The sequence below is a fragment of the Rickettsia amblyommatis genome, assembly GCF_002078335.1.
GTDB lineage: Bacteria > Pseudomonadota > Alphaproteobacteria > Rickettsiales > Rickettsiaceae > Rickettsia > Rickettsia rickettsii.
This window is the reverse complement of the sequence record NZ_CP015012.1, coordinates 345,476-358,228: the sequence shown is the minus strand read 5'-3', so window position 1 is coordinate 358,228 and position 12,753 is coordinate 345,476. Positions and strand designations below refer to the sequence as shown.

Below are 12,753 nucleotides of genomic sequence, written 5' to 3'. Positions count from 1 at the left end.
TTTAAATAGTTACTTAATATTTCATTTTTAGGGAGTAAGGAGCGACTTTGGAAAATATTTTACCGACTACCGGTATTTTAGTTACAATAGTGCTGATTAAGAAAAAGGAAGGAATAACATTTCCTTTAACCATAATTAATTGCTGCTTGGTATCAATATTACCTGTCATAGTAAAATCAAAGAACGGTCCATGTGCTTCCGTATCAAAAATTGTAATTATATTTCCTCTATAATTAAATTTACCGCTCATATCTTCAAATAAAATCTTTTTATTATTAGTTATTGAACTAAGAAAACCCGGCAACGAAACAAAGGAAACAAGCCGTGTTAAAAAAGGAGTATCGACTACCGTAAAATGTTTTATAGCAAATTTGCCGTCTAATATTGGCACTATTTCACCTTTTTTTACTTCATATCTTTTTGTATTTAAGTTGATGTTAATCTGACCGTTTTGCATAGTGGTATACATTCCGAGTCCCTTAAGCAATGCTCCGGCATTATCGGATTCAATTAACCATTGTTCAAAAGTTTCCTTAGCGGTAAGCGACATCTTAACTTTTTTATTATCAATATTAGCATTTAGAAAGCCGGAGAAACAGCGCACTTTATCACATTTAATTGCTAAATCAAGATTACCTAGAATTATATTATTCTTTAAAAGTATTTTTGATATATTAGTTTTTAAATTAATATTACGTGTAGAATCTCCCGCTTTTTCTAAAAACTGCATCATATTAGCATTTGATAAATCTAATCCGCTTCCATAAAGTGCTGTATTAAGATTATGGTTATCTATGATTATTTTTCCTTTTAAATCCGTATGATTATGTTTAACAGAGGCTAGATTAATATTATAAATATTTTCCTTAATTAAGGCATTACCGTTAATTTTTAGATTATCCTGCCCTGAAAGATTAAATTCAATATTTCTATCGAAATTTTTATCATTTAATTTAGTATATAAATATAAATTGGCTTTTTTATATAATTTTTTATGAATAGATACTTTATCTATATAAAATTCTAAATTATTAAGATTAGAATTAACGGTAATAAAACTCTCATTATTATGCTGTTTTTTATACTCAAAATTTAAAACAGTGCTGCCTGAAATTAATTTAAACACTCCAAATCTTTGATTATTTGCCGCAATCTTGCTTTTTATTTTAAGTAAACACTCATTATTTTTATCCGATATATCATGGTCATAAGTAAAGCTGCTTGCATAATTATTAATGTTACCTTTACCGCTAATATTTAGTTTATTATCTTTAAAACTACCTTTGGCTTCACCGTTTTGTAATAGGATATTATTGTCTAAGGTGTTAAAAGAGATATTTGTTAATGTCAACAAAACATTATAGCTATTAGGGATATTGGGGCTAATAGGAATTATTAGCTCTATTATTGAATTTGCAGTTCCTTTGATTTTTTTAAGATCAATATTTTGAGCTTTAATATTTTGATATGCATCATTTGGAACAAAGGCAATTAAGTCATTAATTTCACCTTTAGCAGTAGCATTAAAAACAAATCGTGATTTATCCGGTCCTTCCCATTTGAAAGTCATAATACCGTCTGAAACGACACTTTTACCACTATATGCTTCATTAATTAGAAATTTTATTTCCGGTCCTGAAATGATTATATTAGTATCAACTTTAGTCAAAGGCGGTAAATCTGTATGATATTTATATTCAAAATTCGAGATATGTAAATTTGCTTTTAAATTATCTTCTACTAAAATATTTTTTTTTAAAAATTTTTTATCTAATTTAATATTTAATTCTCCGTTTTGGATGTAACCTTGTTTTACATGTTCTCGTAAATATGAGATTATAGGATTATCCGGAATAATTTTTTCGACTGTTTGATAAATTATTAAAGGCATATTTGCGGCAGTTGCACTTACATCAATATTTTTATCGGTTATTATACCGCTTAGTGATAAAAAAGCTTTGTCTCCAAAGGTGAGTTTGCAATTAACAGTCTTTGGATTATCTTTAGAATAGGCGGTTTTATATGAGCATAAAGCATTTCCTAGAGGTAAGTCTGCTCCTTGCTCATCAGTTAAGATATCACTTTTTATTGAAGTTAGTCGTATGTCGGTTAGGGAATCTTGTTTAATTATATTTAACGAATAATCACCAGTCGTTGAAGTATTTATAATCTCTTCATCGTTATTTGAAATTACGGAAATTTTATCGATATTAAAATTAGCCTCTATTAACGAATTAGAGAAGAAATTTTTGAAATTAAAGAAAAGATTAAAATCGTTAATTTCTCCTCTAGCATTATCTATAAGACTTAAGGAAATTTTATCTATGGATAATCGGTTTTCTTTAAATTCTAAATTATGTAGTACAGCCTTTATATCATTTTGACTTAAATAAAATTCAATTATTTTTTTCAAAGGTTCATTTAAGTGTCCTTTATTTGCACTATAAACAGTTAGAGTTATAGCCAAAGATAATGAAATCAGAATTATAAAAATACTAATAAAGGTTTTTTTAATAAAATTCATTTGAGCTTGTAAATCTATTGAAATATGATAAAAGCTTTATATACTTGGATAGAACTTCAAAAATTGGCTACGTCATCCTACAAGTACTCCGGTACTCACGTATTAAGTATACGCTCCGTTCCTCGTCTTGTGGACTCCTTGCACTTTTTGAAATTGAGCTTCGTCTATACTACTCTTCATTTATTTGAGGTATACACTTGGAATATAACGTATAATTTAAAAATTTAATATAAAAATCACAAAAAATTATGAATATTACATTTATCGGTAGCGGATATGTGGGGTTAGTCTCAGGTATTATTATGGGCTATTTGGGTCATAATGTTACTTGTCTTGATAATGATGAGGTTAAAATATCCAAATTAAATAAGCAAATATTACCGATTTATGAAGCTAAACTTGATGAGTATCTTAAGCAAGCTTTAGAATCTGATAGGTTAAAATTTACAAATATTTATAATAATGAACTTCAAAATGCCGATGCAATATTTATTACGGTCGGTACACCTTCAAAATGCTTGGGAGAAGCGGATTTAAAATATGTTTATGATGCTATTGATAAAGTTTCTGAGCATATAAATCAAGATTGTTTAATAGTCATAAAATCTACCGTTCCGCCGGGTAGTTGCAATAATATTATAGCTTATTTAAAATCAAGAGGCTTTGCATTTAATGTTGCTTCTAATCCTGAGTTTTTAAGAGAGGGTAGTGCGGTAGAAGATTTTTTATATCCTGATCGTATAGTTATCGGTGTAAATAATAAAGAATCAGAGGAAATATTGCGAAAAATTTATGCACCTTTAATAGAACAAGGTGCAAAGTTTATGGTTACCGATTTAGTAACGAGTGAACTTATTAAATATGCTTCAAATAGTTTCTTAGCTACCAAAGTTGCTTTTATTAATGAGATGGCTGATTTATGTGAAAAAATCGGCGGTAATATTAAAGATTTATCTAAAGGTGTAGGACTTGATCAAAGAATCGGTCAAAATTTTTTAAATGCAGGGCCTGGTTTTGGCGGTTCGTGCTTTCCAAAAGATATTCTAGCATTAAATAATCTTGTAGAAAATCATCATATAGATTGTAGGATTCTTAAGGCAGTAATTAAAAGTAATAAGCAGCGTTCAAGTAATATGGTAGATAAAATAGCTACTTTGTTAGATGGAGATTTAAAAGGTAAAAATATAGCAATTTTAGGCTTAACATATAAAGCAGGAACAGATGATGTGAGAGCAAGCCCTGCCATCGAAATTGTAAAGATCTTATTAAATAAAGATGTATATGTTAAAGCATTTGATCCTATCGGTCTTGAAAATGCTAAAAAGAATTTGGAACATAAAAATTTGCTATATTTAGATTCAGCAGTTGAAGCCTGTAAATCAGTAGATATTATAGTTATTGCAACTGAATGGTCAGAATTTAAAGAACTTAATTGGCAAGAAATTTATGATTTAGTAAAATCGCCGATAATCATTGATCTGAGAAGTATACTAGATAATGAAGCAATGAAAAAAATCGGTTTTAGATATTATGCAGTCGGAAGTAAAATTTAGTCTTGTCGTTAAGGCTTCCGATTTTATTCCCGCGAAGGCGGGAATCCAGGGTAAAGCGAGCTTTTAAAAAGCTTTAAAGTACGGGATTCCCGCCTTCGCGGGAATAACATAAAAAGTCTACGGGAATGACATAAAGAGTCATACAGTAAGATAATAAACTTTAACATTAATTTAAAATGCGACCTGAATTTATTCATTTAAGAACTCAAAGCTCTTATTCTTTTCTAGAAAGTGCATTAACGATTGAGAAGGTAGTAGAACTTGCTTCATCGAATAAAATGCCTGCTATTTGTTTGGCAGATAAGGGAAATTTATTCGGCTCATTAGAGTTTGCATTATATGCATTAAAAAAAGGACTGCAGCCGATACACGGAGTTATTCTAAATATAAAATACGATATAGATATTTTTGCTCAAATTTTGCTTATAGCTAAAGATGAAACTGGCTATAAAAATTTACTCAAACTATCAAGCCTTACTTTTACTAAAAATGATCGTAAGATATGCGATCACATTGATTTTGAAGATTTAATCAAATATCAAGAAGGATTAATAGGATTATGCTGTTATACCGACGGTATTGTCGGAAAATGCTTGCTAGCTCGCAACGAGGAGCAAGCGATGCTGTTTGCACGTAAATTACAGGAAATTTTAGGAGATCGTTTTTACTTTGAGATTATGAGACATGAGCTACCGGAAGAACAGTTTATTGAGGATAGTTATATTAGAATTGCTGCCGAGCTTGCTATTCCGCTTGTTGCTACTAATAAAGTTTTGTTTAGTGAGAAAAGCATGCATGATGCACATGATGTATTGTTATGTATATCAGCCGGTGTTACTAAAGAATATCCGGATCGAAAAACAGTTAGCGAAAATTGTTATTTTAGATCACCGCATGAGATGATAGAGCTTTTTTCCGATTTACCTAGTGCCATCCAAAATACCGTGAATTTAAGAGAGCGTTGTTATTTTGCCGCACATGCAAACCCGCCGATGCTGCCTAATTTTGCCACCAAAGATATTAGTGAAACGGATTTAATTAGAAAAGATGCAAAAGAAGGGTTGCTTGCAAGGCTTGCTACAAAGTTTAAATCTGAAAATATTTCGTTAGAGAATCAAGAAGAATTGAAAACCGAATATTTTGCTCGTCTTAATTATGAGCTGGATATTATCTGTAATATGAATTTTGCCGGTTATTTTTTAATTGTATCCGATTTTATTAAATGGAGTAAAAAAGAGGGGATTTTAGTCGGACCGGGTAGAGGATCGGGAGCAGGCTCGGTTGTTGCTTGGAGCTTGCTTATTACTGATCTCGATCCGATTAAATTTGGCTTATTATTTGAAAGATTTTTAAATCCTGAACGTATTTCAATGCCTGATTTTGATATTGATTTTTGTCAGGAAAGGCGTGAGGAAGTAATTAATTACGTACGTTCCAAATACGGTAATAATAGAGTAGGACAGATTATAACTTTTGGTAAGATGCAGGCAAAGGCTGTAATTAAGGATGTCGCTCGTGTGCTTAGCTTGCCTTATAAATTCGCTGATTATCTAACGGAGCTTGTCCCTTTTAGTGCAGTTAATCCAGTTAGCTTAGAACAGGCAATGCGTGAAGTTCCGGAGCTTGCAAATGCCGCTAAAGGTAATGGGCTGTATAATTTAGACGGTGAAGCGGAGTTAATTAAGCTAGTGCTTGATACTTCGTTAATTCTTGAGGGGCTGCATAGGCATGCCTCAACTCATGCTGCAGGAATCGTAATAGCAGGTACTGATTTAGTCGATATAGTACCGGTATATAAAGATGCTAACTCCGATATGCTGGTAGTCGGTTATTCTATGAAATATTCCGAGATTGCCGGTTTAATTAAATTTGATTTTTTAGGGCTACAAACCCTAACGGTTATTACCGATTGTAAGAAACTGCTTAAAGAGCAAGGGATAGAAGTAGAGTTTAACAATATGACGTTTGATGATAATAAGACTTATCAAATGTTGTGTAAAGGTAAAGGAGTCGGCGTTTTCCAATTTGAAAGTATCGGGATGAAAGATGCACTTAGACGCCTTAAACCTGATTCTATACATGATTTGATAGCTCTTGGTGCGTTATACCGTCCTGGTCCTATGGAAAATATTCCTACCTATATAGCTTGTAAGCATAAATTACAACAGCCTGATTATTTACATGAGCTATTGAAACCAATTTTAGAAGAAACTTACGGAGTGGTGATATATCAGGAGCAGGTACAAAGAATTGCTCAGGTTCTTGCAGGTTATACGCTAGGAGCTGCCGATTTACTTCGTAGAGCAATGGGTAAGAAGATAAAAAAAGAAATGGAGGAGCAGGAAGAAATGTTTGTTAAAGGAGCAATTGCTAATAATATTTCGGAATCTCAAGCTAAATCCATTTTTGCGACCGTGGCTAAATTTGCTGGATACGGTTTTAATAAGGCACATGCTGCGTCTTACGGTGTTATTTCATACCAAACTGCATATCTTAAAGCTAATTATCCTGCTGAATTTTTAGTAGCATGCTTAAATCTTGAATTGAATAATCACGATAAAATTAATTTATTTTTACAAGAAGCAAAAGATAACGGCATAAAAATTACTGCACCTAATATTAATATTTCTGAAGGGTATTTTAGTGTAAAGTTTTCGGACACTGTCATCCCGCATAGCGTAAGGCCTGTCATACCGCGACTTGATCGCGGTATCCAGGAAATTTCAAAAGATACCGTGGTCAAGCCACGGTATGACATCGCGGGTGCAATAATCTTCGCCTTAGGTGCTATTAAGGGAGTTACGCCGAATTTCGGTAAGTTAGTAACGGATGAGCGAAAAGCAAGAGGGGCGTTTAAATCAATTACTGATTTTATTGAAAGATTACCCCCCAAATCTATTAACAGTAAATTATTGGAAAATTTAATCAAGTCAGGCTGTTTTGATGAGCTGCATGATAATCGATTGCAATTATTGTTGAGCATTCCAAAATTGCTTTCTTATTCAATTTCATATCACGAAGAGCAGGAATCTAATCAATTTAGCTTAATTAAAGTTTCTAGTTTAAGTCCAACTATTTTAGTATCAAGCGATTATGCCGATAAAAATACTTTAGCCTTTTATGAATTTGAGGCTATGGGTTTATTTATCTCTAATCATCCTCTTACGGAATACCAAGAAATATTTAGTCGTTTAAATATTTTAAATACTGCGGATTTGTATAATAACTTACCTGATGGTACTAACCGAGTAAATCTTGCCGGTGTAATACAAAAAAAGGATTCTCGTATGTCGGCAAGAGGTAGGTTTGTGACGCTCGTGCTTTCCGATCCTGAGAATATCTTTGAACTTAGTATTTTTAGTGAGGAAGTTTTAAAAGATTATGTACATTTACTTGATGTTAAAAGTTTGGTAGTTGTTAATTGTGACATAGTTAAAGATGAGGGAGGAATAAAACTAACGGCAAAAAGCTTTTCATCAATTGAGGATGCAATTAATAATAAACAATTTGAACTACAGTTTTATCCACAAAATCATGAAGAATTACGGCAGATAGTAACCTTGCTTGCAGCTCGTATAAATAACGAAGATCAGAGTAATGCTAAAGCTACAATCTATTTACAAAGTGCAGATGTAAAGAATTTTGTAGCAAAAATTACATTACCTGAAAAATTCTTGCTCCAAGGGCAAGATTTTGAGATTTTAAAAGGATATAGTAAATAGCGTAGTTGTTGCGTGGTTCGGTTTTCCGTTGTCATTCCCGCAAGGCATTGTTGTGTAGATACCGAGTCGTCATTGTGAGCAGCCATAGGCTGCGTGGCAATCTCATGAAATAATAACAAACTCCTGAGATTGCGGACGTACAATTACTTCGTAATTTTCCTTGCAATGACGAAAAAACCGAGCCATGCAACAAAGCCAATGTCTTGCAGGAATGACATCGAAACCTTGAGTCAACTTTTTATAGGCAATACCTGAATTGACGGTAAAATGAATCTATAATTGAGTAATATTCTTTGATGTTTTTTACCGCTAAATACTGCATTATTATTTTTATTATCGCTAAGTTCTATATATTTTGTTAGTCGATGTTTGTCTGCTACTAACTTTGCTTCTTTTTCTAAATTGATATTTTGCTCAAGATTTGGATCTTTAATTAATTCTTTAAAATAATTACTTATGGATTTTAATCCCAATTGTCTCGTTAATTTACTTAAATACTTATAAAATTTATTTTTGATAGTTTGTTTTTTAGGTTCTGAATTTTTATTGAATGTATTATCGGTTTTAACTTCTTGTTTTTGATCTTCTAATGCTCCTGTATTATTAACGCCAGTTTAGGATAAGAGAAAATAAAAACTTGATGCTTTTATAACGCGCATTTAGAGTATAAGAAGGATATAGAGAGATGATAATATAGAAGTGGTTGCAAGGATTTGAGTGTTGAGATATATAAGATTTATTCAAAAAATATACTCTCAACATGAAGAAATGTATCATAAGTTTATTCTGTATACTAGATAATTTTTGCAACATAGTATGAGGAATGGGAGCAAAAGAAATCAATACCAAAAGATAGGCAACGTCAGAGAGAAGGGAGTTTAAAACTCTGCGAGTTACTAACTATAGTATTATATTTTTATTTATCACCGTGTAAGGACTTTAAAAATTACTATTTATATTATTTATCATACAAATGCAGAGGTTATTTTAAACTACCGAGTTATAGTCGGATAATACAACTATGGCCGAGGCTAGTTTTACCGCTTGTTATAATGCTACAATTATTTAGGGGTGAAGATACAGGGGTTTATTTTATCGATTCAACTAAATTATCTATATGCCATACAAAGCGTACAAGTAATAATCGAGTGTTTAGTAATATTGCTAAAATAGGTATGAGTAGCTATGGTTGGTTTATGGGTTTTAAGTTACATATAGAATTAATAATAAAGGTCAAATTATGGCAGTCAACATTACCAAAGCAAATAGTAGTGATTTATCAGTAGCAAGCAGTATAACTACCGCATTAAAAGGCAAAATCTTTGGTGATAAAGCTTATATCTCTAAGGATTTATTTAGCATATTAAACTCTAGAGGCTTGCATTTATTTACAGGAATAAGGAAAGATATGAAGAATCTATCTATTAGATTTAGAAGATAAGATACTACTTCGTAAAAGATCGTTAATTAAGTCTATTCTTAACGTGTATTAAAGAAAAACATGAATCTTGAACATTCAAGACATAGGTCACCTAACAACTTTTTAGTTCATATTCTAGCTTGTGTTAATGCTTTTAATCTTACTAAAACTAATAAATTTATACCTTTTTTAAACAATTCACAACTTCCCTTATCCTAAACTGGCGTTATTAGGTAGATTTTTATTAACTGCAGTGATTAGTGCATTTACTAAATTTTGTTTTTCTTCTTTAAGTACAGCGTCATTCCAAAAGCTTGATACAGGCGAATTTTTTGAGTGTATTGTAGCCAAGTTAAGGTTAGTAGTTTCTTGTTTTTCTAAGTTCGGGAGCGGTATATATTAATATGCTCGTTTTTTGTTTCAATTATAGGTGAGTCTATTAATTTATTCTCTCCAAAAATATCTAGAGTTTGCTGTGTAAATTCATCTACTAATTTTTGAGCTTTTATAGGTGTTATTTCTTCATTAAATTTATTTTCACTATAATCTTTGACCATTTGAGTGATTTCTTCGGATGCTTTTGCTTCCGGTATAGTCATTTTGTATTTTTGTGCCATATCTTTTATGATACAATTTCTTATGTTCTTCCAATAGCTCTAGCGGTTTAGGGTGAGTATTACTTTGTTTCATTTGTTGGAAAATATCTATAGCCGGGCGGTTTGCTATTTTCGCTTGTATTTGTGCTTTGATAAGTATATTTACATCTTTATCATTTAAGCATTTTGCTGATAGCTCTTTAATGATTTGTTCTTTGTTAGATTTATATAATTTATAATTTTCTAAAGCTTTTTTTGAGGGAGCGATTTCGTGATCTTCAAAACAAGTTTGGATATGGTTTATAACAGGCTTTAAAAGATCCTCGGTAACAGGTAAATCAGTGTCCTTATAAGGGAAACACAGTAGATCAAAAATCTACTAGATCAATCTTGATATACTTTAAATTAGATTCTTCAGCAACTTTATTAAATAACTTTTCTTTTGTGCTTGGTGTATGCCCTTCATTATAAAAAAAAGTATCAAAATAATTAGTAGCTGAATTGGCAATATCTTTTTGAAATTGATTTTGATAAGTTGTATTTGAGATACTTTGTTCTTTTATTAAAGGTATATTTAAGATATTTGCTAAATTTTTTTGTTCACTTTCTAAGTTTGATATTATTTGTGATACTTGATTTTGTGTAATAAAATCATATATTTCACGAAATTCTGAATCCGGTACATTGGCTCTTAAAGCTTCTCTTATTGACCTGCTACTACAATTCCCTAAAGTTTGTCCTGTTCTTCTTGAATCAGCGGTTGGATTAATAAATTGCTCCGATTTGAATCTGTTGATTTCGTTATTATGAGCTTTTATCGCTTCTATTTCATTTATAGATAATATAGAAAATATACTATCTTTTATTTCTTTATCTGTTTGATTTTTGAGTTCATAATTTAATTGAGCTGAATTTTGCTTTACTTCTTGCTTCTATTGTTTCATTTATTTTAGATAATTGATCTTTTGGTGTTTTTTGATTTAGCTTTGAATTATCTGCTCTTACCCCAGCACCGGCATTATATATATACGATAATTTTTTCTGTGTTCTTTAGAATATTTTATAACATTTGTATGTAATCCTGTATTAGTAGGAGCATTAGAATATGATAAATATGCTTCTCCGGTTTTTTGCAGTTTATCATATATTTCATCTGTAGTTTTTTCTAAAAATTTTTTTAACTGTTCTGCTGGTGGTAATTCAGTGGAGCTAGTTAAATTACGTACTAAAAAGGATTGCTTATAAATCTCATCTAAGCCATCCATAAAATGGTCTAATTTTTTACCTGTATTTTTGTCAGGATTTAAAGCTTTAGAAGCTCCAAGTAAAGCTTTATACGCTAGCCGTTATAAAATGTGCTGAGCCTAAATTATAATCTTTTGTGGATTTATCATAGGTACAGGCATCGTCAAGCATTTCGCGGTACTGAGTTGCTTTTGCTTCATACTCATATTTCCGTATGTTATTTAAGGCTTGAGTGATATTTTCATAATGCTCTTTCAGCTTATTTTGGTTATTCTCTTTTAGAGCAGTATTTGTAAGTTCATTATCATAATTTTCTAAGTTACCGAACGTTCTATCATTATTGATATTCTCAGCCATATTTTCAACTAGCTAGTTAAACAAGGATATAATCATGTATTATGAATAAATAAATGTCAATAATTACTCACCTCAATATATCTACTTTATCTAATTGCTCCCATGTAAAATTTCGTCTTCTCGGCCAAAATGACTGTAAGAAGCCGTTTTTTGATAACATGGAGTGCGAAGCTTAAGATGTTTAATAATTCTTCCTGGACGCATATCAAAATGCTGTGTTATGAGCTTAGTAATTTGTTCGTTGCTTAATTTGTTAGTACCGCAAGTTTCAGCATAAACAGATACGGGAACAGCTACGCCTATTGCGTAGGATATTTGTATTTCACAGCGATCGGCAAGTCCTGCTCCTACTATATTCTTAGCAATATAGCGTGCCATGTAAGCAGCCGACCTATCTATTTTTGTTGGATCTTTTTCAGAAAAGCAACCGCCGCCGTGTCTTGCCATGCCTCCATAGCTGTCCACGATAATTTTCCTACCGGTTAAACCGCAATCTGCAACGGGACCACCTATAACAAACCGACCTGTCGGATTAATTAGGTATTTAGTGTTTTTATGAAGTAAATTGCTTGGTAATGCCTGTTTAATAATTTTCTTCCATTACTGCTTCAATAAGGTCTTTTTGTTGTATTTCCGGATGATGCTGAGTTGATAAAACTACTGCATCAATGGCAATTGGTTTGTTATTTTCATATCGTAACGTGACTTGAGATTTTGCATCGGGTCTAAGCCAAGACAAGACATTTTGTTTATGTAAATATGCTTGCCTTTTCATTAATAAATGAGCGTAGTAAATCGGTGCGAGCATGAAACTATCCGTTTCATTACAGGCATAACCGAAAACCATACCTTGGTCTCCTGCACCTATTTCATCGTCATTTGCATTGTCAACACCCATAGCTATATCGGGTGATTGTTTAATAATAGCTGAAATTACGGCACAACAGCTACCGTCAAATCCATAATTTGGATTATTATAGCCGATTTCTTGTATCTTGCTACGTACTATTGCTCAATGTCCACATAGGTACTAGTAGTAATTTCGCCGCTCACTAGAACTAGACCGGTTGTTACAAATGTTTCACAGGCAACACGACCGTTAGGGGCGTGTTTTAGAATCTCATCAAGTACTGTATCTAAAATTTGATCGGCAATTTTGTCCGGATGTCCTTCAGAAACTGACTCAGACGTGAATATAAAATTTTTCATACATTATACTCCTTTTAAAATTCTTCAAATGTTATATTAATATATGATTTTTGATGTCATTCCCGCTTTTGCGGGAATGACATCAAGTCATGCAATAACGCCGCCTTTAGCTAGGAATGATACACCT

9 protein-coding genes and 2 pseudogenes are annotated in these 12,753 nt (G+C 31.9%); 4 read left to right on the top strand and 7 right to left on the bottom strand.

All coding sequences use genetic code 11. From position 1 onward, the window contains the following. Positions 1-13: 13 nt before the first annotated feature. Positions 14-2,524 (bottom strand): AsmA-like C-terminal region-containing protein, encoded by a 2,511-nt coding sequence (locus tag A3305_RS02010; protein ID WP_014392797.1) that lies wholly within the window; start codon positions 2,522-2,524, stop codon positions 14-16. A 248-nt stretch (positions 2,525-2,772) separates the two neighbouring features. Here A3305_RS02010 and A3305_RS02000 point away from each other — a divergent pair, with 248 nt between their 5' ends. Both A3305_RS02000 and dnaE read left to right on the top strand, forming a co-directional pair. Then, complete coding sequence (locus A3305_RS02000) at positions 2,773-4,077, top strand: UDP-glucose dehydrogenase family protein (RefSeq protein ID WP_014392796.1); 1,305 nt, start codon at positions 2,773-2,775, stop codon at positions 4,075-4,077. A gap of 176 nt (positions 4,078-4,253) precedes the next feature. Next, complete coding sequence (gene dnaE / locus A3305_RS01995) at positions 4,254-7,799, top strand: DNA polymerase III subunit alpha (RefSeq protein WP_014392795.1); 3,546 nt, start codon at positions 4,254-4,256, stop codon at positions 7,797-7,799. Positions 7,800-8,072: 273 nt separating this feature from the next. Here the strand turns inward: dnaE and A3305_RS01985 are convergent. Further along, positions 8,073-8,272 (bottom strand): annotated as a pseudogene (locus tag A3305_RS01985) (hypothetical protein). A 579-nt stretch (positions 8,273-8,851) separates the two neighbouring features. Between A3305_RS01985 and A3305_RS11145 the strand changes: the two are divergent. Together A3305_RS11145 and A3305_RS11140 are read left to right on the top strand one after the other, a co-directional pair. Beyond that, positions 8,852-9,085, top strand: coding sequence for a transposase (locus A3305_RS11145; protein WP_014391702.1), 234 nt, complete (start codon positions 8,852-8,854; stop codon positions 9,083-9,085). Beyond that, a complete protein-coding gene (locus tag A3305_RS11140; protein ID WP_014391701.1) occupies positions 9,040-9,240 on the top strand; it encodes a transposase in 201 nt (66 codons plus the stop codon). The genes A3305_RS11145 and A3305_RS11140 overlap by 46 nt, the downstream gene beginning before the upstream one ends. Positions 9,241-9,429: 189 nt before the next feature. Here the strand turns inward: A3305_RS11140 and A3305_RS09330 are convergent, their stop codons facing one another. The 5 genes and pseudogenes from A3305_RS09330 to metK all read right to left on the bottom strand — a co-directional run bounded on the left by A3305_RS09330 (position 9,430) and on the right by metK (position 12,626). Next, positions 9,430-9,570, bottom strand: coding sequence for a hypothetical protein (locus A3305_RS09330; protein ID WP_014392793.1), 141 nt, complete (start codon positions 9,568-9,570; stop codon positions 9,430-9,432). A 26-nt stretch (positions 9,571-9,596) separates the two neighbouring features. Next, positions 9,597-9,836, bottom strand: coding sequence for a hypothetical protein (locus A3305_RS09325; RefSeq protein WP_041860542.1), 240 nt, complete (start codon positions 9,834-9,836; stop codon positions 9,597-9,599). A 980-nt stretch (positions 9,837-10,816) separates the two neighbouring features. Beyond that, positions 10,817-11,080: a hypothetical protein gene (locus A3305_RS01970; protein ID WP_014392791.1), complete on the bottom strand. Its 264-nt coding sequence runs from the start codon at positions 11,078-11,080 to the stop codon at positions 10,817-10,819. Positions 11,081-11,147: 67 nt separating this feature from the next. Beyond that, positions 11,148-11,417: a hypothetical protein gene (locus A3305_RS01965; protein WP_014392790.1), complete on the bottom strand. Its 270-nt coding sequence runs from the start codon at positions 11,415-11,417 to the stop codon at positions 11,148-11,150. Positions 11,418-11,484: 67 nt separating this feature from the next. Further along, positions 11,485-12,626, bottom strand: a pseudogene (gene metK, locus A3305_RS01960) (methionine adenosyltransferase). Positions 12,627-12,753 lie beyond the last annotated feature (127 nt).